23 protein-coding genes and 1 pseudogene are annotated in these 21,499 nt (G+C 49.9%); 6 read left to right on the forward strand and 18 right to left on the reverse strand.

Annotated features, from left to right (window positions below; genetic code table 11):
- Positions 1–2: 2 nt before the first annotated feature.
- A complete protein-coding gene (locus P4S53_RS19070) occupies positions 3–596 on the reverse strand; it encodes a DUF924 family protein (protein ID WP_337113924.1) in 594 nt (197 codons plus the stop codon).
- A gap of 165 nt (positions 597–761) precedes the next feature.
- On the opposite strand from P4S53_RS19070, the gene P4S53_RS19075 reads away from it, so the two are divergent.
- Positions 762–1,190: an HIT domain-containing protein gene (locus P4S53_RS19075; RefSeq protein WP_337113925.1), complete on the forward strand. Its 429-nt coding sequence runs from the start codon at positions 762–764 to the stop codon at positions 1,188–1,190.
- A 127-nt stretch (positions 1,191–1,317) separates the two neighbouring features.
- Here P4S53_RS19075 and mepM read toward each other — a convergent pair whose 3' ends face one another.
- Both mepM and znuA read right to left on the reverse strand, forming a co-directional pair.
- Positions 1,318–2,679, reverse strand: a complete 1,362-nt coding sequence (gene mepM, locus P4S53_RS19080) for a murein DD-endopeptidase MepM (RefSeq protein ID WP_337113926.1) — start codon at positions 2,677–2,679, stop codon at positions 1,318–1,320.
- Between the two features lie 6 nt (positions 2,680–2,685).
- Positions 2,686–3,609 carry a zinc ABC transporter substrate-binding protein ZnuA gene (znuA, locus tag P4S53_RS19085; RefSeq protein WP_337113927.1) on the reverse strand — a complete coding sequence of 308 codons (924 nt, stop codon included), beginning with the start codon at positions 3,607–3,609 and terminating at the stop codon, positions 2,686–2,688.
- Positions 3,610–3,708: 99 nt separating this feature from the next.
- Between znuA and znuC the strand changes: the two genes are divergently transcribed.
- Positions 3,709–4,476, forward strand: coding sequence for a zinc ABC transporter ATP-binding protein ZnuC (gene znuC / locus P4S53_RS19090; RefSeq protein WP_337113928.1), 768 nt, complete (start codon positions 3,709–3,711; stop codon positions 4,474–4,476).
- The gene (gene znuB / locus P4S53_RS19095) at positions 4,469–5,254 is read left to right on the forward strand and encodes a zinc ABC transporter permease subunit ZnuB (protein WP_337113929.1); all 786 of its coding nucleotides are present in this window, start codon (positions 4,469–4,471) and stop codon (positions 5,252–5,254) included. Before znuC ends, znuB begins: the two co-directional genes overlap by 8 nt.
- Here the strand turns inward: znuB and P4S53_RS19100 are convergent, their stop codons facing one another.
- Both P4S53_RS19100 and P4S53_RS19105 read right to left on the reverse strand, forming a co-directional pair.
- Positions 5,255–5,572 carry a VF_A0006 family four-cysteine protein gene (locus P4S53_RS19100; protein WP_337113930.1) on the reverse strand — a complete coding sequence of 106 codons (318 nt, stop codon included), beginning with the start codon at positions 5,570–5,572 and terminating at the stop codon, positions 5,255–5,257. It abuts the gene before it with no gap.
- Positions 5,573–5,787: 215 nt separating this feature from the next.
- Positions 5,788–6,507: a TfoX/Sxy family DNA transformation protein gene (locus P4S53_RS19105; protein WP_337113931.1), complete on the reverse strand. Its 720-nt coding sequence runs from the start codon at positions 6,505–6,507 to the stop codon at positions 5,788–5,790.
- 217 nt (positions 6,508–6,724) lie between these two features.
- On the opposite strand from P4S53_RS19105, the gene P4S53_RS19110 reads away from it, so the two are divergent.
- From P4S53_RS19110 to P4S53_RS19120, 3 genes are all read left to right on the forward strand, one after another.
- Positions 6,725–7,327, forward strand: a complete 603-nt coding sequence (locus P4S53_RS19110; protein ID WP_337113932.1) for an LON peptidase substrate-binding domain-containing protein — start codon at positions 6,725–6,727, stop codon at positions 7,325–7,327.
- Between the two features lie 142 nt (positions 7,328–7,469).
- Complete coding sequence (locus P4S53_RS19115; RefSeq protein ID WP_337113933.1) at positions 7,470–8,345, forward strand: HDOD domain-containing protein; 876 nt, start codon at positions 7,470–7,472, stop codon at positions 8,343–8,345.
- A 209-nt stretch (positions 8,346–8,554) separates the two neighbouring features.
- Entirely contained in the window at positions 8,555–9,454 is a 900-nt protein-coding gene (locus P4S53_RS19120) for a lysine exporter LysO family protein (RefSeq protein ID WP_337113934.1), read from the forward strand.
- A gap of 106 nt (positions 9,455–9,560) precedes the next feature.
- Here P4S53_RS19120 and ptsG read toward each other — a convergent pair whose 3' ends face one another.
- The 13 genes and pseudogenes from ptsG to rpmF all read right to left on the reverse strand — a co-directional run bounded on the left by ptsG (position 9,561) and on the right by rpmF (position 21,497).
- On the reverse strand, positions 9,561–10,991 hold the full coding sequence (gene ptsG / locus P4S53_RS19125) for a PTS glucose transporter subunit IIBC (RefSeq protein ID WP_337113935.1): 1,431 nt from the start codon (positions 10,989–10,991) through the stop codon (positions 9,561–9,563).
- Positions 10,992–11,444: 453 nt separating this feature from the next.
- Positions 11,445–12,220, reverse strand: a pseudogene (locus tag P4S53_RS19130) (TatD family hydrolase).
- A 28-nt stretch (positions 12,221–12,248) separates the two neighbouring features.
- Complete coding sequence (gene holB / locus P4S53_RS19135; RefSeq protein WP_337113936.1) at positions 12,249–13,211, reverse strand: DNA polymerase III subunit delta'; 963 nt, start codon at positions 13,209–13,211, stop codon at positions 12,249–12,251.
- A complete protein-coding gene (gene tmk, locus P4S53_RS19140) occupies positions 13,208–13,846 on the reverse strand; it encodes a dTMP kinase (protein WP_337113937.1) in 639 nt (212 codons plus the stop codon). Before tmk ends, holB begins: the two co-directional genes overlap by 4 nt.
- Positions 13,847–14,857 (reverse strand): endolytic transglycosylase MltG, encoded by a 1,011-nt coding sequence (gene mltG, locus P4S53_RS19145; protein WP_337113938.1) that lies wholly within the window; start codon positions 14,855–14,857, stop codon positions 13,847–13,849. It lies immediately after the preceding gene.
- Positions 14,851–15,675, reverse strand: coding sequence for an aminodeoxychorismate lyase (pabC, locus tag P4S53_RS19150; RefSeq protein ID WP_337113939.1), 825 nt, complete (start codon positions 15,673–15,675; stop codon positions 14,851–14,853). Before pabC ends, mltG begins: the two co-directional genes overlap by 7 nt.
- A 63-nt stretch (positions 15,676–15,738) precedes the next feature.
- Positions 15,739–16,977: a beta-ketoacyl-ACP synthase II gene (fabF, locus tag P4S53_RS19155; protein WP_337113940.1), complete on the reverse strand. Its 1,239-nt coding sequence runs from the start codon at positions 16,975–16,977 to the stop codon at positions 15,739–15,741.
- Between the two features lie 89 nt (positions 16,978–17,066).
- Entirely contained in the window at positions 17,067–17,306 is a 240-nt protein-coding gene (gene acpP / locus P4S53_RS19160) for an acyl carrier protein (RefSeq protein ID WP_027253507.1), read from the reverse strand.
- A 157-nt stretch (positions 17,307–17,463) separates the two neighbouring features.
- Positions 17,464–18,198: a 3-oxoacyl-ACP reductase FabG gene (fabG, locus tag P4S53_RS19165; RefSeq protein ID WP_337113941.1), complete on the reverse strand. Its 735-nt coding sequence runs from the start codon at positions 18,196–18,198 to the stop codon at positions 17,464–17,466.
- A 90-nt stretch (positions 18,199–18,288) separates the two neighbouring features.
- A complete protein-coding gene (gene fabD / locus P4S53_RS19170) occupies positions 18,289–19,212 on the reverse strand; it encodes an ACP S-malonyltransferase (RefSeq protein WP_337113942.1) in 924 nt (307 codons plus the stop codon).
- Positions 19,213–19,326: 114 nt separating this feature from the next.
- Positions 19,327–20,283: a beta-ketoacyl-ACP synthase III gene (locus P4S53_RS19175; protein WP_337113943.1), complete on the reverse strand. Its 957-nt coding sequence runs from the start codon at positions 20,281–20,283 to the stop codon at positions 19,327–19,329.
- A gap of 5 nt (positions 20,284–20,288) precedes the next feature.
- The gene (gene plsX / locus P4S53_RS19180) at positions 20,289–21,317 is read right to left on the reverse strand and encodes a phosphate acyltransferase PlsX (protein ID WP_337113944.1); all 1,029 of its coding nucleotides are present in this window, start codon (positions 21,315–21,317) and stop codon (positions 20,289–20,291) included.
- 9 nt (positions 21,318–21,326) lie between these two features.
- Positions 21,327–21,497: a 50S ribosomal protein L32 gene (rpmF, locus tag P4S53_RS19185; RefSeq protein ID WP_027253512.1), complete on the reverse strand. Its 171-nt coding sequence runs from the start codon at positions 21,495–21,497 to the stop codon at positions 21,327–21,329.
- Positions 21,498–21,499 lie beyond the last annotated feature (2 nt).

Here is a 21,499-nt window from a genome sequence, read left to right on the forward strand (position 1 = left end):
TGTCAGTATCTCGGGGCATGGTGCAGATAACTGATCTCATCCTGAGTCGATAATCTGCCACAAACAGCATTGCGGTGCGGAAAGCGGCCGAAATCTTTGATGACCTGGAAATGGCTGACAGCGTATTGATAGAAGTCATCAAACTCTGACTTATGCTCTTTCATGACCTCCTGCCGCAGTTGGTCAAAACGGAACACACTCTCTTCCTGATCTTCCAGTGCTTCCGAGTGCTCCAGCGGCAGATAAAAGAACACTCGCTCAATCGGGGCTAACGCGCGATCAAAATTCTTCGCCAGTCCGCGTTTACAGATGGCCTGCGCCAATGAATCATAGCGAAAAGCGGCCGCTAACCCTCGGTAGATATTACGACTGAACTGGTCAAGCAAAATAATCAGCGCCAGCGTACCCTTGGGCGTTTCTGTCCACGCATTCAGCTCGCCCCGGCCAGCACGGCTGACTAAATCTCTGAAACGTTCCGTGATTTCACGGTCTACCGCATCCCCGCCTTTAAACCACAGTACCTGTTTATCCTGTTCGGTGACTTCCCCTTTGAGGTTTCCGAACCAATAGGTAAGCACTTCCTCACACTCTGCCATGGTTTCCCCCTGCCTGTGTCCTAACAATGACGCTGAGATAATTAAGCCGCTTTCGTGCTTATACGTTCTAGTTTATCCTAGGGCGAGCTTGCATAGTGCGAGGGCTTTTTGTTGTCGCCTGATAGCTGACTTGTGAAGCACTTAATAGAAAGAAGGAATATTTCCATGAGTTTCACCCTTCATCCGAGACTAAGCGCGGATACTCAGTGGATTGGCGATTTACCGCTTTGCCGTGTGCTGTTGTCAAAAGAAGCCATTGGTCCCTGGTTAATTCTGGTACCCAGATATGACGCACTGCGTGAAATTCACCACATGTCCGCCACGGATCAACAACAGTTGATGGTAGAGTCCAGTTCAACCGCCCAACTGCTTGAGACCTATTTCAGCCCAGATAAAATCAATATTGGTGCCTTAGGCAATTTAGTGCCGCAGCTTCATGTCCATCATATTGCCCGGTTTACCACAGATATTGCCTGGCCAGGACCTGTCTGGGGAAATACCGACGGCAGCCAGCGCAGCGAAGATGAGCGACAACAACTGGTTGAACGGTTGCAATTACTGTTCAGTCAGGTAAACGGCTTTACGCCAGCATAAATGGCTCAGCGGACAAGCGACCGAGACGAGAATAAATCCAGCGCGAAACACGGGGCTAAGCCCCATCGCTGCAACAGACAGGCTATAAAACAAAAAAACGCATCCGATTGGATGCGTTTTTAAGGTATTAACCCGGCATAACCGCCAGCAGGTTCTGCCGTTCCCGGTTCGCCAGTTTGCGATAGTCGGTTCGGATTTTGTTGGGCACAGGTTCAGCCTGAGGCAGCGGTACCTTCATGGCATTCACTGCGCGTCCGTATTTCAGCAACTCATAATGAAGATGCGGACCGGTGGACCGTCCGGTATTACCACTCAATGCGATTTTGTCACCCATACGGACTTTCTGCCCGACTTTTACCAGTATCTTACTCAGATGAAGGTAGCGGGTTGAGTATTCCCGGCCATGTTTGATCATGATGAAATTACCCGCCAAAGCATGTTTCTGCGCTTTGACGACCACACCATCGCCTGTCGCTAACACAGGTGTACCGACAGGTGTGGCAAAATCAGTTCCGTTGTGCGGCGAGACTCTGTGAGTGATAGGATGCTTGCGATGGGGATCAAACGATGAACTGATCCGAAAACGTTTCTGGGTCGGATACCGGTTCAGTGCCCGGTTCAGGCTTCGGCCATCTTCATCATAGAACTCACCATCGTCATAACGCATGGCAAACAGTTCCTGATTACGATTCATATAGTAAAGGGCCTTCACTTCACCCTGGCCCACCGCTTTTCCGTCAAGAAATTCACGTTCAAGCGTAATCGCAAAGCGGTCGCCCTTGCGGGCTTCTTTACCTAAGTCAAACCGCCACTGCAGCGCTTTGACCAGAGTCTGAATTTGCGTCGGTGACAGACCGGCAGAGCGAGCCGACTGATAGAAACTGCCGGAAACCCGCCCGGTTAAACGTACAGGTTTAAACTCGCCGGTACGCTCCACTTCTTGATGCTCATAACCTTTTGAGGTCAGTGTATAAGTATCAGTCAGTTTCGCACTGCGTTCGATCGACAGTTCACCGATCCGTCCTTCTTCATCCAGTGACCAGCCAATACTTTGTCCGACACGTAGAAACTGGATAGATTTATCTGCCTCAATCAGTTTGTACATATCTGAAATAGGCAGCGCATATTGAGTGAAGATTTCACCTAAGGTTTCACCAGAAGACACTTTGTGGGAATGCGCAACATCAGTGGCCTGATCCAACTGTTGTTCCAGTTCATCTTTGGGAACCTGGAAGTCCGGATCTTCCGGGTCAAGCACGACTCCAAGCGGTTCACTGTTTTGTTCAGACAGTGACAAGATCTCCTCTGACAACAGCGGGACTTCGCGCCGCGGTTCTGATTCGCTGCGCGAACCGTAAGAGGGAGAGTGGACGACAGAAGGCTGCCACATCAGGGCAGCCGCAACGATAAGTGATGTAGAAGCAAGCGCAATTCGGTGTTGACGGGGGAGCTGATAAAACCGTCGGGCTGCAACCGTTAATATTTTCATTGTTATTTATTTAAGACATTCGGTAAAACTTCGTCCGAGTTCTTGCAGGAATCGAACATAACCTCCCTGGCCAGAGGCAATATCCGTTGCCATGGGATCCAGGGTTCCAATTTTGATGTCACTGCCATTTGTGACACTGTTAATGACCGCAGGTGAGAACTGCGGTTCCCTGAAAATACACTTAACCTGTGATTTTTTTAGCGTATTGCGGATAGCGATCAAGGTTTTTGCGCCTGGGCGGCGATCCGGTGAAACCGTAAAGTGTCCCAGATTATGTAACCCGAACGTGTCTTCAAAATAGCCATAGGCATCGTGAAAAACGTAGTACCCTTTATCACGCACAGGCTGGAGCTGCTCTTTCAGGTTCTGTACAGTTTCATTAACACTGGCAATGAACCGGGACAGGTTAGCCTCATATTGCGCACGATTCAACGGATCCAGTTCAATCAATGCAGCACTGATCACTTTTGCAGCCTGAATTGCCTGATCCGGCCCCAACCAAAGGTGCGGATCAATGCCATCATGATGATGTTCGTGCCCTTCGTGACCGCCATGGTCTTCATGACTTTCATGACCGTCATGATCTTCATGGCCTTCAAAATCCCGGAAAGTAATTGTCTCTTGCGAAGTCAGTGAAAGTGCATTTTTCTGGCCACTGAGTATTTTGGTCAGAAAAGATTCCAGTTCCGGGCCAACCCAGACCACCAAATCCGCGGCTTTCAGCTTTTCCACATCTGATGGACGTAAAGCATAGTCATGGGGGGAACTGCCGGCAGGTAACAGGGTGTCGCTCTGGCCTGCACCCTCGACCAGTTCCTGCACGATCAGATTCACCGGATGTACAGTGGTCACAACATGCACATTGCCTGCTGAAACCGCAAAAGGTACCAACACCATTGCCGCAAAGTACCAGGCTCGAAAACGCAACATCTACCTACCCTAAAAATATTCAATGAAAAGAAGTTTGATAATGTTATAATATAACACCAACCGATAGCAACGAGATTCACACCCCTTATGGCCAGTACAATGTCCACCAAACCTTTGGTTGAACTTCAGAATGTTACTGTTAACGCTTCAGGCCGCCACATCCTTGATCAGGTTTCACTCGAGCTTGAACGAGGCCAGATCACCACTCTGATAGGCCCGAACGGGGCAGGCAAGTCCACGCTGGTGAAAGTCATTACCGGATTGCGCAAACCCACATCTGGCCGAGTCATTCGCGCACCAGGGCTACGCATTGGCTATGTACCGCAAAAACTGCAGCTCAACGACACGCTGCCGCTGACCGTCGATCGTTTTATGGCACTTGGCGGGCGCTACAGTGCTCAGCAACGTCTGGATGCACTGGCGCTGGCGAGCAGCGCGCACCTGATACACAGTAATATGCACAGCCTGTCGGGAGGGGAAACGCAAAGAGTGCTGCTGTCTCGCGCCCTTTTGCAAAATCCAGACTTGCTGGTGCTTGATGAGCCCGTACAAGGCGTCGATGTCAACGGTCAGCTCGAGCTCTACAGTTTAATTCAGTCGCTCAGAGATAAACTGAACTGCGCGATCATGATGGTTTCTCATGATCTTCATCTGGTTATGGCTAAAACCGACCATGTGATCTGCCTGCAGCACCATGTCTGCTGTTCGGGTGAACCAGAATCGATTACCTGCCACCCGTCGTATGTCGCGCTCTTTGGCACACAGCAAAGTGAGCAACTTGCACTGTATCACCATCACCACAATCACGAACACGATCTGGGCGGTAGCCTGGTAGGTCCATGCCAGCACGGAAAAAACAATGCTTGAATTTATGCTACCCGCCTTTGCCGCCGGCATTGGCATCGCGATGTTAGCCGGGCCTTTGGGCTCCTTTGTTGTCTGGCGTAAAATGGCCTATTTTGGCGATACGCTGTCCCACGCCTCATTACTGGGCATAGCACTGGGCTTCTTGTTTAATATCAACCTCAACCTTGCTTTGGTGATCTGCTGTCTGACTCTGGCGGTTATCCTGGTCAGTTTACAAAAGCAACGCTATATCGCCACGGACACCTTACTGGGCATTCTCGCCCACAGCGCACTGTCGTTAGGCTTAGTCGCCATCAGTTTCATGGATCATGTCCGCATTGATTTGATGGCTTATCTTTTTGGTGACTTGCTGGCGGTCACAACCAATGATCTGATCTGGATATTCGGTGGCGGCGCGCTGGTCATGGCCGCTTTGATTGCATTATGGCGTCCGCTGCTGTCGATGACAGTCAACGAAGATCTGGCTCAGGTTGAAGGGGTGAATGTCGATCTGATGCGATTACTGCTGATGTTGATGGTCGGCATGGTGATTGCGGTAGCGATGAAATTTGTCGGCGCACTGATTATCACCTCTTTGCTGATCATCCCGGCAGCCACAGCGCGCCGCTTTGCACAAAGCCCGGAAAGTATGGCAGTGATTGCCGCCATTCTGGGCTGCATTGCTGTGGTACTCGGTCTGTTACTGTCATGGCACTACGACACCCCTGCGGGCCCGTCTGTGGTCGTCTCTGCCGCTTTGCTGTTTTTGCTCAGCCAGACAAAACGCTCAGAGGCCTGATCAGCGTAAGAAAGAGCGGTATCTGTCCTGACAGGCCTGCTTGATACTCAATGTGGCTTCAAGCCTGCTCGATTTCGGCATGAATTCGAGCAGGCACTGGTAGTATTGTTTGTCTTTGTCTGTCAGCAGAATATTATCCAGATACAGTTCTCGGCAGGCATTGGTTAACCAGGTAATTGCCGCCGCTTCCTCAGCAGCAGAAACATACGCCAGAATACAGTCATTGTACTGTTCACGCTGTTCAGCGAAACCCGCAGCCCATACAGGACCGCAACTCAGCCAGCAGGCCATGTAACCCACCCTGATCAGGTCATTCATTTCTCATCTCTTCACAGCAGCATCTGGTCAACCGAACCTTCTCTATTAAAGATAGATGACACTGATAAAGGATAAAGGTCCGCCCCGGAGCATTGCTGCGCTGAAAATAAGAAATCCGGGTGGTTTGCACACACCCGGATTTACTTTCTGCGAAAGACTTAACCACTGGCCTCAGAATTTAAGGCAACAACAAGTCTTTTTCCAGCGATTATCAATTAGATAAGATCACAAGGAAGTTGCTCAGCACCGCGCGGGGGCTTGTAATGTTGCTTTTTCTGCTCAAGTTGCTGCAATAACACATTTTTATGTGATTCATTCAGCAAAGTCCAATGGCAACCTTCGATCGCTCCTGCAAACATCCACAGCAATTTCTGATCAACATTTTTCCCCTGAGTCTGTTTTACCTGCAGATACGCATCCACCGCTCCCATCTGATGAAAAACTTCTACGTCATCAATGCCGGATTTCTTCATCATCCTTTCGAGGGTCAAACGCAAGTTCGGAAGATCCCGCAACCGCTTGTTACGGGACGCTCCTTTGACTGTTTTTTCCTGCAACGCTATCGCGATTGAGCTTTGAATCAGCTCGTTACAAAGCGATAGCCGTGATGAATACAGAGGTGAGATATCGTAGTAATTCACGACTGCCACCGTACTGCGCTTCACATGTTTGAACTTGTGGCAGCCCAATTCGAGCAGTTGCTGATCCAGCGTTTCTCCGCCACGAATATAAAGCTTTTCATTCGACAGCAGAGCATACATGGCCCCCTGAACGAAGATACCTGTCCCGCCAAACATAGAACGCTGTTCATTCGGTACAAAGGTATCCAGGTAATTTATGAATGTTTCTTTTGTAATCGACATAACATAAGTCCTAAATTTATTCTTCTTTGTCGATCTAAAACCAACGCCAACTATCATATGCAACGATGTCACACTGAAATTGCAAATTCCACATATGAAACAAAGTACAGATGAAAGTGAGATTCAGAGCAAATTATTAAGAAAAAATGAATGCAATTTCAGGCAATTAAAGTGTTCTATCAATAGAGATGAATGGCGAATTCGGTGTCATTTTCCACTGCGGCAGATCGTTTTACGCTGTGATAGCGACTAAGGTTAAGAGAGTAACGGGAGAAAGGAATAAAGAAATATGCCTGATATTGCCCTGTTTCCTTCTGCCAACCATGTACTCCCTGAAGGCAAACTGGAAATTACCATTGCTGAACATCGTTACCAGCGAATGCTGAAAGAGTCGATTGAAGGACAAAGGGATTTTGCATTATGTATGCGCAGTGAAGAAGAGGACAACGACGAGACCATCACCCGTATACCCGCTATCGCTACCAAAGTCCGGGTGGTGGACTTTAACGCGTTAACGAATGGCTTGCTCAGCATAGTTGTTGAAGGTAAAACCAAAATACGGATTTTATCAGTCAGGTATGAAAGTGATCGCCTGCTGATTGCTGACTATCTGCCTTTCAGAGCATGGCCGCCAACTCCTTTAACAGACAAACACCAGTGCTTAGTGGACAAGCTGAAACTCTTTTTCGCCACTATGCCGGAAATCGGCGCCTTATATCCAATCAGTGAGTTCGATGACTTAAGCTGGGTCTGTCAGCGCTGGATTGAATCACTACCGCTCGAAGTTCACTATAAACAGCTATTAATTGCTCAGGATTCCCCCGCCCTCACTGCGCGTTTTTTACTCAAGCTTCTCGATAATAACCAGTTATTTGATGACGATATCAACTAACCCTTACATTGTTCTCAAAAATCACCTGGTCTGGTGTACTCAACTCATCTGACCAAGATAAAATAAGCAAAATCTCATAGGTTAACGTTCCCTCATGCCGCATGTATCTTTTTTCTGGTTAAAACCTGAAAACGACAAAATTTTGACAGGCCTGCAATCAGAGTTTCACGCGTTAGTGAAGGACGCGATCAAAGAAAATCGTCTGAAGCTACCGCCTATTCCCGACGTCCTGACAGAACTGCAGACCTTATGTAACAGAGACGACTCCACCGTTCGTGATGCAGCTACCCTATTGCTGAATGACCCGGGTATGGCTGCAACTGTGATAAAAACGTCGAATACCATGATGTTTAATCGCCGTAATATTGTCTGTCACGATATTCAAACCGCTGTCAGCCGGCTCGGTATTTTCCGTGTCAGAGATATCATTACAGCAAAAACAGTCTTAGACATTAAACTGCACAGCAGCTTTGATATTGAATGCAAATCTCTGTTATCAAACAGCGCCACCCGTTCCAGGCAACTGGCGGGCTCTATGGCATTAATTACCCAGAACCTGCTGCAATACCGTCCAGAGCTGAAAATTGAGCCGGAGAAAGCCCTGCTGGCCGGATTATTTGCCGACATCGGTTTGTTCAGCCTGATACATGAATACCAAAGCTACCTTGATAGCGGGAATTTTCTGGATATCAATTTTGCCAAATACGTCTTTGAACATTGCTGTAATAAATCCAGCCTGGATATCCTCAAACACTGGGGCTTTGATGAGGATTATCTTGAAGTCGCCTGTAATAAGCGTTTTTTCCCCGATCACAAAAAAGAAGATGACATCACTTATCTGGATGTCGCCCGCATGGCGAATCATTTATTACTGTTTAAAAACGATGATGACGCCATCGACGACCATGAGGTTGAACTGGATCTGGCCGGTGCAGAAGTCATGTTTACCCTGACCAATCTGCCCGATGACGAATTTAACAGCCAAATCAACCACGTGTTGCTCAGCAGTGGTTTTTAATCTGCCAGTAAGCCCATTCCAGCCTGATCTCCTCCACTTAAGCGCTGTAGACACACAGCGCTCTATTGACCCTGTCTTCAGCAGCCTGATAAGCTTCTGATTTCATTAACAGCCCATTGACAAAAAGGTTCATTGTCAGAACTGCACCAACAATGCAGTATCCGGGTGCTTCTTTTCGCCAGAACAGGCAACGTATTGTAAGGATACTCATGTTTTCAGGAATGCTTTTTATTTTCCTGCCACTTATCGTTGGCTACCTCATACCGGTCAGGAAAGACTCAGTGCTTCAGTTTATTCACGCGCAGACATCACGCCTGGTGCTGGTGATTCTGTCACTGATGGGACTGAGCTTGGCCGGTCTGGATAATCTGGGCGAGAATCTCAGTCAGATCCTGCTATATACAATCACCTTCTTCCTCTGTATCAGCGCATCAAACCTGCTGGTTCTGCCGCTGCTTGATAAACGTTATCCACTGAAAACAGAGCATGGCCACCAGCAGCTTCCCAAAGCAAAAATGTTGCTGGAGTCAGCCAAACTGATATTGGTCGTGGCCGCCGGGCTGATTGTTGGTCTGCTGCTGAATATAGATTTGAGCTGGGTTGACCAGGCAAGTGAAATCATTCTGTTACTGCTGCTGTTTTTAATCGGCATCCAGCTGCGCAACAGTGGCATGACATTGCGCCAAATCCTGCTCAACAAGCAAGGCATGCTGATCGCTTTAGTGATTATTGCGACGTCTTTACCTGGCGGATTGCTCGCCGCCTGGCTGTTGGGTATTCCGCTCAATCACGGACTGGCAATGGCCTCCGGGTTCGGCTGGTATTCGCTGGCAGGTATTTTGATGGGAGATGGCCTCGGGCCTGTATACGGCGGCGCATCATTCTTAAATGAGCTGCTGCGGGAACTGGTTGCGTTAACCATGATCCCCGCCGTTATTTCGCGCTTCCCCAACACAGCCATCGGTTATGCCGGTGCCACAGCAATGGACTTCACTCTACCGATTATCCAGAACTGCGGCGGCATTCGCTGCGTGCCGATTGCCATCGTCAGCGGATTCATTCTCAGTCTGTTGGTGCCAGTGCTGATGCTGTTTTTCCTGTCGCTTTAAACCAAAGTAAAAATCCGCCGCCATCGGCGGTGGATTAGCAGTGACAACAAAAAGCCTGGCAACTGCCAGGCTTTGATGAGGGTGAAAGGAAAAGTGTCACCGCGGATTATGCGTGATTGCGAATCCACTCATCCATTTCTGTACGCAAGTTATCAGACTTAGTACCGAAGATAGCCTGCACACCGCCAGAGACGACAACCACACCGGCTGCGCCCAGACGCTTCAGTTTGTCCTGATCAACGATCTCGGTATCAGCCACGCTGACACGCAGACGTGTAATACAGGCATCCAGGTTAGTGATGTTCGCTTTACCGCCGAAGGCTTCAACCAGTTCACCGGCCAGCTCAGTGCCCGTTGCTGTTTCAACCTCTGCCGTTTCATCTTCACGGCCCGGTGTTTTCAGGTTCAGGGCGCGAATCACAAAAGTGAATACCACGTAGTACAGCACGGCATAACACAGACCCAGAATCACCAGCGTCCACACGTTCTCTGCACGAGGCATCTGAACGATGAAGTCGATGAAACCGTTTGAGAAGGTATGGCCGTGTACAACACCCAGCGCATTGGTCAGTACATATGCCAGACCAGCCAGCAAAGCGTGAATCCCGTACAGGACTGGCGCGATGAACAGGAATGAGAACTCAATCGGTTCCGTAATACCGGTCAGGAAAGAGGTCAGGGCAGCAGATGCCATGATACCCATCACCTTGGCACGGTTTTCAGGTTTAGCACAGTGAGCAATCGCAAACGCTGCTGCTGGCAAACCGAACATCTTAAACAGGTAACCACCCGCAAGCTGACCAAAACCGTTGCCTGCGGCACGAGATGCATCATCCGCTGTCAGGAAACAAGTCATGATACCGTGAACTGTCTCGCCGGCACTGTTCACACACGTACCTGCTTCATAGAAGAATGGAACGTTCCAGATGTGGTGCAGGCCAAATGGGATCAGAGAGCGCTCAACGACACCGTAGATACCGAAGGCCAGTACAGGGTTCTGGTTAGCAGCCCAGTCAGAGAATGCGGCAATCGCTGAACCGATTGGCGGCCAGATAAATGACAGCACAACACCCAGCGCAATAGACAGAAAACCTGTAATGATAGGTACTGCACGCTTACCGGCAAAGAAGCCCAGGTACTCCGGCAACTGGATCTTAAAGAAGCGGTTGAAGGCCCAGGCTGCCACACCACCAGCCAGGATACCGCCCAGTACACCGGTCTCAATTTTCGCGACACCCATGACATCACCCATCACCTTCAGGGTGGCAACCATAATGCCGTAACCGACGATGGCAGACAGACCGGCAACACCGTCGTTTTTCGTAAAGCCAAGCGCCACACCAACGGCAAACAACAGTGCCATCTGACCGAATACAGAGCCACCGGCCTGTTCCATCAAATGAGATACCACTGCAGGTAACCAGCTGAAGTTAGCAGCCCCCACACCTAACAGAATACCCGCTACCGGCAGAACCGATACAGGCAGCATCAGCGCCTTACCGACCTTCTGCAGGTTAGCAAAAAAGTTCTTAAACATATTGTGCTCCTGAGTGAGATGTTTGTTTTGTTTCAGCGGTTTCCAGCGACCTACCCCCGTAGTCATAATGCTAGCACCGCTCATTTTTATTGTTCGGCATAAGTATAAAATGCGGCGCTAAATATAACGTGACATCAATCAATATTGCCAACCGAACATGAAAGTAAGTTTCAGTTTGACGCATAGATCACAATTAACAATTGACTCAAAAAACACAACAAAAACAACAAAATACTTAAAATACATACACTTGAACACAAAACCCAGTGGGGCGCCCGGGTGTAATTATATTTCACTTTTGTATCTCATGTTTCTTTATGTAACGAATGAAGATTTCAAGAAATACTTGAAAAGTATTGAGGAAAGTATGGATAAAAGAGGGGAAATTAAAATTAAAAGATATAAACATTAAAAAAGTTAAAAAAAGGAGCCTGAGCTCCTTTTTTATCCGTTTTATCGTTTTGCCTGCGAAAAAAGTCGAAAAAAGTTTTCACTCGACACTCTGGCCACCTCGGCGGCAGATACCCCTTTCAGCAGGCCGATATACTCTGCTACTTCTTTGACATAAGCCGGCTGATTTTCTTTGCCGCGATAAGGCACAGGCGCTAAGTAGGGCGAATCAGTTTCCACCAATAGTCGCTCCAGAGGCAAGCGGCTCACCACATCTTTTAACTCAGCGGCTTTATTAAAGGTCACAATCCCGGAAATCGAAATATAGAAGCCCAGCTCAATCGCCGCTTCTGCCATTTCCAGACTTTCAGTGAAACAATGCAACACACCGCCACAGCGCTCAGCACCCTCTTCACGCAAAATACGAATGGTGTCTTCACGCGCCATCCGGGTGTGAATGATCAACGGCTTGTTCAGTTCAATCGCCAAACGGATATGCTGACGGAAAATATCCTGCTGCTGTTCGGCCAGTTCAGGTTGGTAGTGGTAATCCAACCCGGTTTCACCAATAGCGACAACTTTGTCATCGCTGGCATATTGCCTCAGTTGGTCATAATCAAAACCAGCTTCAATATCCAGCGGATGCACCCCACAAGATGCAAACACATTCTCGAAAGGGGCAATCATTTCCATCATGGCAGGGAAACTGTTCAGGGTGACACCGACAGACAGAAAATACTCTACCCCCGAGCCTGTGCTTTCGCCAGTACGTCTGCGACATCAGTATGCAGTTCGCTGTAATTCAATTTATCAAGGTGGCAATGGGAATCTACTAGCACCTGAATATCCTCTCGCGTTTCGGTGTATTTATGTTGTACTGATAAAGCCTGACAACCAGTCAGAGATCAACAATTCATCATTCAGACCGGGATGGGTTTCCAGTTCCCGGATCAAGGCATTGAGCCCTTTGATCTGCGCCAGCAATGTGGCCGTGGTCAGCTGTCCCGCGACCTGCCTGACCAAAGCTGCTGATTCACAATGAATCAAGTGCTGCTCAGCGCCTTGCTGTACTTTCAGGCAGTCAACCAGAAAGTAGCTCAGCCATTTCAGGCTTAAGTGACCGTCTTTCATGCAGCTGTCAGCCACACTGAACAGGCCACTATAGGGTGGAGACAAAAACTGATGAAAACCCGCCAGCAGATTCTGATGGCGGATATCCTGCCCCTGTTCAATAAATGCTAAGGCCGCCAGAGGCGCATTGCCGTTCAGCCGTACCGCCTCCAGTTTGACTGACTGCATCAGTTTATTTTCAACCCAGCGCTTAACATCCTGTTCAGGCGGCAGAGGCAGACGCCACTTGTTACACCGGCTGTTAATCGTTGGCAGTAAGCGGTCCAACTCAGAAGCGGTTAAGATGAACTGGCAGTTTGCCGGCGGCTCTTCCAGTGTTTTCAGCAAGGCATTCGCCGCCGCCTCGCCCATATGCTCTGACTGCTCAATCAGTACCACACGCTTACCGCCGAGCTGAGAGGTTTCCCACGCCCAGTGATGACACTGACGCACCATATCAACGCCGATGGCTTTGCCATCCTGCGGACTGATGCTGTGACAATCTGGATGGGTTCCGGCTTCAAAGAGCTGGCAGCTGTGGCAGATCCCACAGGGCTCTTCGACACCGTTCTGACAGAGCACGGCTTTTGCCAGCTGGCGAATCAGCACGTCCCCGGCGCACCCGGCGGGTGAAATCAACAGCATGGCGTGATGCAAACGATCCTGACTCAAAAGCTGCTGCCATTGCTGCCAGACCGTTGCCAGCCAAGGGTAACTCATGTTAACTCCTGCTGAGCCAGCCAGATATTCAACTGCTGGCGGATATCCGAGGTCACAGCTTCCAGCGATTGGGACGCATCAATAATCACCACTTTGGGATCATGACGTGACAGCGCTAAAAACCGCTCCCGGGTTCGCTCGAAGAAAGACAGATCCATTTTTTCGATGCGATCCAAAGCCCCGCGTCCCCGAGCCCGCGACAGACCCAGCTCAGGGTCAATGTCCATATAAATGGTCAGATCCGGTTCGAAATCGCCAAGCACCATGGTTTTAATCCCAGACATCAGCTCAGGGTCAAATCCCCTGCCGCCGCCCTGGTAAGCCTGCGATGACATATCATGACGATCACCCACCACCCAATGACCCGCCTGAAGCGCAGGCTTAATAACATTTTCTACCAGCTGGCTGCGCGCCGCATACAGTAACAAGAGCTCAGCCATATCTGTCAATGGCTCTTCCGGGTGTCCTTCTTTCACCAGCGCTCGCATTTGCTCGGCCAGAGGTGTCCCGCCTGGTTCACGGGTAGACTGAATGTCGGTGATCCCCCGTGCCGCAAGCGTGTCCAGCACAGTGGCAATCGCGGTACTTTTACCCGCCCCTTCCAGGCCTTCGATGACGATAAATTTTCCGTTCATTTATTGTTTTAATATCTTTAGATAATGGCGAACAGCACGATTATGCTCGCTTAATGTTGTTGAGAAAGTATGGCCACCTTTTCCGTCGGCCACAAAATAGTAGTAGCCTGTCTGAGCCGGTTTCACTGCCGCAATCACAGAGGCCGCGCTTGGCATAGCAATGGGCGTGGGTGGTAAACCGTCTATGGTATAGGTGTTATAAGGTGTCGGGGTTCGCAAATCTTTTCTGCGAATATTACCGTCAAATTTCTCCCCTAAGCCATAAATCACCGTCGGATCCGTCTGAAGACGCATCCCTTTATGCAGACGGTTCATAAAGACAGATGACACTTTAGCGCGCTCTTCATCAACCGCTGTTTCTTTCTCGATAATCGAAGCCATGATCAAGACTTCGTACGGATTATTGAGCGGGATCGAATCGTCCCTGTCTTTCCAGGCATTATCAAGCAGTTCTGTCATATGCTTATAAGCGCGTTTAAGCAAAGCCAGATCAGAGGTACCCGCTGTATAGTGATAGGTTTCAGGTAATAAATACCCTTCCAGCTTATCAACATCGGCGCCGATCGCTTTGGCGATATCCAGCTCTGTCATCTGGGAAGTGTCGTTCTTCAGCATTGGGGCATTTTCAAGCTCAGCCAGCCAATCGGAAAAACGGCCACCCTCCAGCAAGGTGATCGCAAACTGGTGTTCTTTGCCCGAAGCCACTGTCCTCAGGACATCGCGCAGGGTATGTGCCTGCTCAATGGAATACGTGCCCGCTTTAATTTGCGCCAGTTGCGGTTCAATCCGCCCGATCCAGCGCGTCCAGGGGGAATCGGCAATCAACCCCATCTGAGTGAGCTGGTAAAGCAAGCCTCGGAAGGTGGAGCCCTGTCTGACCGTGAGATAGGGCTCAGTCGTTTTTAGCAATGGCTGGTCAATACTTGCTCTTACCTGCACATACGTCCAGCCTGCACCGCCCGCCAGGATGGCTCCCAACAGTACAAACACCAATGCCAGTTTCTTTAGCACGTGTACAACCTCTTCGTTATCGCTTTGAACGCACTGTGTTCAGTGTACGTTTTCATTTGGATTTTCGTGACAGGCACCAGGGCCATCAACGCATTAGTAATAAAGACTTCATCCGCGCAAAGCAAGGTGTCGAGCGGGCTTTTGACAAACTCAAGACAATAACCCAATGCGCTTGCCTGTTGACAAACATGCGCCCGCATTAAGCCATGTACCCCAGCCAGATCCAAAGCCGGCGTGTACAACTGATTGCCACAACGCCAGAAAATATTGGAGGCACTGGTTTCTGCCACATGGCCATTCGCATCTAGCACGACAGCATCAAGCCAGCCATTGCGTTCGATTTCCTGCTTCAGCAACACCTGCTCCAAACGGTTCAGGTGCTTTAAGCCGGCTAACATGGGAGAAAGCCCGAGCCGCTGCTGACAGACGCCTAACTCAATCCCTTCCTGTTGCCAGGTCTTGTAAAAGGATGGCCAGACAAAGTCGGAAATAATCACCTGGGTCTGATGGCAGCCTGCAGGGCTGTAACCTCTGCCTCCGGCTCCCCGGCTGATGAGTATTTTTACAACGCCTTTTTCAGGATACCCCTTGGCAAGAGACATCACCTTATCTGTTAGGGGCGACCAGTCTGGAGCATCAATGTCCAGTCTTTTCAAGGTCGTTCGCAGGCGTTCAAGGTGCAGATGCCAAAGCCTGGGTTCACTGTGTTCAACCAGCACAGTCGTAAAACAACCGTCGCCGTACTGCAAAGCACGGTCAGCCACCTCAACCTTGTCGTGTTCCACATAGCCCTTTGCAAAACGGTTCATCCACACCATTGCGACCCCCATAAAAAAACGGCCCGGTTAGATGACCGGGCCGTCTAGCATAACAGAATCGACTTAGATTTTCTTGAACAGCAAAGAGCCATTCGTGCCGCCGAATCCGAAGGAGTTACACAATGCGTACTCCATCGAAACCTGACGGGCTTCACCCGGTACATAATCCAGGTCGCAACCTTCGTCTGGATTCTCCAGGTTGATGGTTGGCGGTACCGCCTGATCAACCAGAGACATCACAGTAATAATGGATTCCACAGAACCTGCTGCGCCCAGCAAGTGACCTGTCATCGACTTAGTGGAAGACACAAGCACCTTGTCTGCCGCTGCACCCAAGGCACGTTTAATGCCCAGCGTTTCAGCAACGTCACCAGCCGGTGTAGAGGTACCGTGTGCATTCACATAGCCAATCTGATCTTGTGAAATCGCGGCATCACGAATCGCCGCTTCCATGGCCAGGGCACCGCCAGAACCATCAGCACTTGGCGAAGTCATGTGATAAGCATCACCACTCATACCAAAGCCAACCAGCTCCGCATAAATCTTGGCACCACGCGCCTTCGCATGTTCATATTCTTCCAACACCATCATGCCTGCACCGTCGCCCAGGACGAAACCGTCACGATCTTTGTCCCAAGGACGAGACGCGCCCTGAGGATCATCGTTACGGGTAGACAAAGCCTTCGCCGCAGCAAAGCCTCCCATACCCAGCGGTGTTGACGCTTTTTCTGCACCACCAGCCAGCATCATGTCCGCATCACCGTATACAATCATACGGGCAGCGTGACCAATGTTGTGCAGGCCAGTCGTACAGGCAGTAGAAATAGCAATGTTTGGACCGCGCAGGCCGTACATGATAGACAAGTGACCTGCAATCATGTTGACAATAGTGGATGGTACAAAGAACGGGCTGATTTTACGCGGACCCTTTTCTAGCATAGCCTGGTGGTTGACTTCAATCAGACCAATACCACCAATACCTGAACCGATAGCAACACCAAAGCGATTGGCGTTGTCTTCGTTGACTTCAATACCAGAGTCTTTCAGCGCCTGAATACCAGCAGCCACGCCATACTGGATGAACAGATCCATTTTGCGGGCATCTTTCTTTGACATGTAATCTTCGCAATTGAAGTCTTTGACCATGCCAGCAAAACGGGTTGCAAAATCACTCGCATCGAAGTGCTCAATATTGCTGATACCACTCTGGCCTGCCAACAAGGCTTTCCATGAAGATTCGACAGTATTGCCAACCGGCGACAGCATACCCATGCCAGTTACAACTACGCGACGCTTAGACACGATTTATTCTCCGGGAACTGAAGTATTAAATAAGGATTTACAAATGAAAATCAGGCGGTCATGGAGACCGCCTGGAAGTGTTCTTGAAATTACTCAGCAGAAGCGCTTACAACGTAGTCGATAGCTGCCTGAACTGTAGTAATTTTCTCAGCTTCTTCATCTGGAATTTCTGTGTCGAATTCTTCTTCCAGAGCCATTACCAGCTCAACAGTATCCAGAGAGTCAGCACCCAGATCGTCAACAAAAGAAGCTTCGTTCTTTACTTCAGACTCATCTACGCCCAGCTGCTCAACGATGATTTTTTTTACGCGTTCTTCGATGTTGCTCATACTAATCTATTTCCTTAACAAGAGTTCGCTATTGCGATTTGCTGTAGTTTATTCATTACTGTAAAAGTTGCAACACTCAGGGTGCTGGTCAAACCACGATTCTGCGTCAAATCTACGTGAGTTTGACCTGCATCCAAAAAGAATTCAACTTTTTTGCTTAAATCATGTACATGCCGCCGTTCACGTGCAGGGTTTCGCCTGTAACGTAACCAGCATCGTCAGAAGCCAGAAATGCAACAGCTGCTGCAATTTCACGCGGCTCACCTAAACGTCCCGCAGGCACGGCAGACAAAGTAGAAGCACGTTGCTCATCATTCAGGGCTTTGGTCATGTCTGTTTCAATAAAACCAGGCGCCACAGCGTTCACTGTGATACCCCGTGAAGCCACTTCGCGTGCCATGGATTTAGTGAAACCGATCACACCGGCTTTTGCCGCTGAATAGTTCGCCTGACCCGCATTACCCATAGTACCGACCACAGAGCCAATGCTGATAATACGTCCATAACGTTTTTTCATCATTGAACGTAGCACAGCTTTAGACAGACGGAAAATCGAGGTCAGATTTGTGTTGATGATATCCTGCCATTCGTCATCTTTCATTCGCATCAGCAGGTTATCGCGTGTAATACCGGCGTTGTTCACCAGAATATCAACATCACCAAACTCTTCTTTGATCTGCTTCAGCACTGTATCGATAGACTCTTGCGAGGTGACATTCAGTGCCAGACCTTTCCCTTTATCACCCAGGTAGGCGCTAATCGCTTCCGCACCACTTTCAGAAGTGGCAGTGCCGACTACGGTAGCACCACGTTCAACCAGGATTTCTGCGATCGCACGGCCAATACCACGGCTTGCGCCAGTGACCAGAGCAACTTTACCTTCCAGGCTCATGTTATTTCCTCTTTATATAGCCTGTCTTTGTTGACAGGCTGATGATTCAGTTTGTCGCGACTAACAAGCAGCTATCGCGACAACGTCAAATTATTTAGCCGCTGCGAGGCTGGCTGGATCATTCACAGCCGCACCATTCAGTGACTTATCAATACGCTTAGTCAGACCCGTCAACACTTTGCCCGGTCCCACTTCCAGCAGCAGTTCGATACCTTCCGCGGCCATACGTTCGACAGATTCTGTCCAGCGTACAGGGCCATAAAGCTGTTTGACCAGCGCCAGCTTGATCGCGGCCGGATCGGTTTCAGTCGCGACGTCCGCATTATTAATCACCGGAATAACCGGTGTATTGAAAGTAACTGACTCAAGCGCCACGGCCAGTTTATCGGCAGCAGGTTTCATCAGGGCGCAATGAGACGGGACAGATACGGGCAGTGGCAGTGCGCGTTTCGCACCAGCGGCTTTACACAGCTCGTTCGCTCGTTCCACTGCCGCTTTATGTCCGGCAATCACTACCTGACCCGGTGAATTAAAGTTAACCGGTGCAACCACTTCGCCCTGAGCGGCTTCTTCGCACGCTTTCGCGATCGCGTCATTGTCCAGACCAATGATCGCCGACATGGCGCCCACACCTGCCGGCACCGCTTCCTGCATCAATTGACCACGCAGCTCAACCAGCTTAATGGCATCGCTGAAGTCCAGCACACCAGCACAAACCAGTGCAGAATATTCGCCCAGGCTATGACCAGCCAGAACCGCAGGCTGTGCGCCCCCTTCTTGCTGCCAGACACGCCAGATAGCCACCGAGGCAGCCAGAAGAGCAGGCTGAGTACGGTGAGTCTGATTCAGATCTTCGGCCGGGCCATTCTGAACCAGCGCCCACAGGTCATAGCCCAGAGCATCAGATGCTTGTGCAAAAGTTTGCTGTACGCTTTCATACTGCTCAGCCAGTTCAGCCAGCATGCCAACAGCCTGAGACCCCTGACCAGGGAAAACAATCGCGAACTTAGACATTCGAGAATCCTTATACAAAGAGAAATGGCATCCAAGATGCCATCATTGATGCGGTAATCAGGCGATGATTGATTAATTCCGCCTGTGCCTCATAGTAAAAAACGTGCGGTGCTATCAGAATTTCACCAGTGCCGAACCCCAGGTGAATCCACCCCCAAAGGCTTCCAGCAACAGTGTCTGTCCCCGCTGGATGCGGCCGTCTCGTACGGCTTCATCCAGTGCAGCTGGCACCGTTGCCGCTGACGTGTTCCCTTGCTTATCCAGAGTCACGACAACCTGATCCATCGACATGGACAGCTTTTTCGCCGTCGCCGTAATAATACGTAAATTGGCCTGATGCGGCACCAGCCAGTCCAAATCAGATTTTTCCATATTGTTGGCTGCCAGTGTATCCGTCACCAGATTCGACAACTGTGTGACGGCCACTTTGAAGACTTCGTTGCCTGCCATGAAGAGCCATTTATTACAATCGAATGTCTTACCGTGTTCAGGCACAGCCAAACTGAGCAAACCGCCAAAATGGCCATCTGCATGTAAATGGGTAGAAATGATACCGGCTTCTTCACTGGCGCCCAGCACGACGGCCCCGGCACCATCCCCAAATAAAATGATGGTGGAACGGTCTTGCGGATCGCACTTATGGGACAGCGCATCCGCACCGATAACCAGCACCTTGTTCGCCATGCCGGTTTTGATGTGTTGATCCGCCACACTCAAGGCATAGACAAAACCGGAACAGGCCGCGGCAAGATCAAATGCCGGGCAGCCTTTGACGCCAAGCATCCCCTGTACCTGACAGGCTGCAGACGGAAAAGCATGGCTGGCGGAAGTTGTCGCAACGATAATTAAATCAATCTCGTCAGCCGCAACACCGGCCATTTCCATCGCACGGCTTGCAGCGTGATACCCCATGACTGCAACGGTTTCGTCTTCTGCCGCGATGCGACGCTCACGAATACCAGTGCGAGCGACAATCCACTCATCGCTGGTATCCACCATTTTTTCCAGATCCGCATTGGTACGAACCTGCTCTGGCAGATAGCTGCCAGTGCCTAATATTCTGCTATACATGAAGACTAAAAATGCCTCTCAAGTAGTACGTGTTCCAAACGGTCACTGATTTTTGCCGGTATCTTCCGTTTGATTTCATGTACCGCCTCACCAATCGCATTGGTCAAAGCAGCAACGTCAGCACTTCCATGGCTTTTCACGACAATACCGCGCAATCCTAACAGACTTGCACCATTGTACTGGTCGGGGTTCAGGCTTTGTATCTGACGGAACAGGTCACTAAACAGCCACTTAGCGATCAATCGCTTGATAGGATGCTGGCTGACCGCCTGTTTAAAGCTCTCTATAAAGAGATTAGCAACCCCTTCGCTGGTTTTCAGGCTGACATTGCCGACAAAACCGTCACAGACAACCACATCGGCTTTGCCGTCATACAGTTCATTGCCTTCAACATAGCCAATGTAATGCACATCCGGTGAACGGCTCAGCATAGAAGCACAACGTTTAACCAGATCGTTGCCTTTAATTTCTTCAGAGCCAATATTGAGCAGGGCCACTTTGGGCGGCCTGCCCGTCAATTCCTGCTCGGCCAGTACCGATCCCATCACCGCAAACTGAAACAAAGTATCAGCATCACAAGAGACATTGGCGCCCAGATCCAGCAACCAGGTTTTGCCACCGCGGCGGCTGGGGATCGCGGACACCAAAGCAGGACGTTCTACGCCGGGGAGTTGCTTCAACGTATAGCGAGCCAAGGCCATGAGAGCGCCGGTATTTCCTGCACTGACGCAGGCATCCGCGTCACCTTCTGCCACCGCATCCAATGCCCGGCGCATAGACGAACCCTGGCTTTGGCGTAATGCCTGAGACGGACGCGTGTGATCAGCGATGGCACGATCGCAGTGGACAACAGTCAGACGGGGATGATGAGTAGAATTAAGCGATGAGAGTTGAGCGGTGATTGCACTTTGATCACCGAAGAGAAGCAGATTAAGCGACGGGTATTGTAACAGTGCCTGCACGGCGGCAGGCACTGTTACCTGAGGACCGAAATCCCCACCCATTGCATCAAGTGCAACGGTTAGACCAGTCAAGGTTCAACCTTATTTGTTGATAACCTTGCGGCCACGGTAAAAACCGTCAGCAGTCACATGGTGACGCAGATGGGTTTCACCGCTGTTCTGATCGACAGATACAGCAGCGCTAGTCAGTGCATCGTGTGAACGACGCATACCACGTGCTGAACGTGATTTTTTGCTCTTTTGTACGGCCATTA

This window comes from Photobacterium sp. Hal280, from assembly GCF_037162255.1.
In the GTDB taxonomy this organism is placed as follows: domain Bacteria; phylum Pseudomonadota; class Gammaproteobacteria; order Enterobacterales; family Vibrionaceae; genus Photobacterium.

What these genes read in the sequence shown, in the direction of transcription:
- P4S53_RS19120 (WP_337113934.1), top strand. Translation starts at nt 8,555, where the DNA reads ATGTTTTCAGGAATGCTTTTTATTTTCCTGCCACTTATCGTTGGCTAC.
- fabG (WP_337113941.1), bottom strand. Translation starts at nt 18,198, where the DNA reads ATGAGCCTGGAAGGTAAAGTTGCTCTGGTCACTGGCGCAAGCCGTGGT.
- P4S53_RS19075 (WP_337113925.1), top strand. Translation starts at nt 762, where the DNA reads ATGAGTTTCACCCTTCATCCGAGACTAAGCGCGGATACTCAGTGGATT.
- acpP (WP_027253507.1), bottom strand. Translation starts at nt 17,306, where the DNA reads ATGAGCAACATCGAAGAACGCGTAAAAAAAATCATCGTTGAGCAGCTG.
- znuB (WP_337113929.1), top strand. Translation starts at nt 4,469, where the DNA reads ATGCTTGAATTTATGCTACCCGCCTTTGCCGCCGGCATTGGCATCGCG.
- mepM (WP_337113926.1), bottom strand. Translation starts at nt 2,679, where the DNA reads ATGAAAATATTAACGGTTGCAGCCCGACGGTTTTATCAGCTCCCCCGT.
- pabC (WP_337113939.1), bottom strand. Translation starts at nt 15,675, where the DNA reads ATGGTGTGGATGAACCGTTTTGCAAAGGGCTATGTGGAACACGACAAG.
- P4S53_RS19110 (WP_337113932.1), top strand. Translation starts at nt 6,725, where the DNA reads ATGCCTGATATTGCCCTGTTTCCTTCTGCCAACCATGTACTCCCTGAA.
- rpmF (WP_027253512.1), bottom strand. Translation starts at nt 21,497, where the DNA reads ATGGCCGTACAAAAGAGCAAAAAATCACGTTCAGCACGTGGTATGCGT.
- holB (WP_337113936.1), bottom strand. Translation starts at nt 13,211, where the DNA reads ATGAGTTACCCTTGGCTGGCAACGGTCTGGCAGCAATGGCAGCAGCTT.
- tmk (WP_337113937.1), bottom strand. Translation starts at nt 13,846, where the DNA reads ATGAACGGAAAATTTATCGTCATCGAAGGCCTGGAAGGGGCGGGTAAA.
- P4S53_RS19070 (WP_337113924.1), bottom strand. Translation starts at nt 596, where the DNA reads ATGGCAGAGTGTGAGGAAGTGCTTACCTATTGGTTCGGAAACCTCAAA.
- fabD (WP_337113942.1), bottom strand. Translation starts at nt 19,212, where the DNA reads ATGTCTAAGTTCGCGATTGTTTTCCCTGGTCAGGGGTCTCAGGCTGTT.
- P4S53_RS19100 (WP_337113930.1), bottom strand. Translation starts at nt 5,572, where the DNA reads ATGAATGACCTGATCAGGGTGGGTTACATGGCCTGCTGGCTGAGTTGC.
- znuC (WP_337113928.1), top strand. Translation starts at nt 3,709, where the DNA reads ATGTCCACCAAACCTTTGGTTGAACTTCAGAATGTTACTGTTAACGCT.
- ptsG (WP_337113935.1), bottom strand. Translation starts at nt 10,991, where the DNA reads ATGTTTAAGAACTTTTTTGCTAACCTGCAGAAGGTCGGTAAGGCGCTG.
- P4S53_RS19175 (WP_337113943.1), bottom strand. Translation starts at nt 20,283, where the DNA reads ATGTATAGCAGAATATTAGGCACTGGCAGCTATCTGCCAGAGCAGGTT.
- znuA (WP_337113927.1), bottom strand. Translation starts at nt 3,609, where the DNA reads ATGTTGCGTTTTCGAGCCTGGTACTTTGCGGCAATGGTGTTGGTACCT.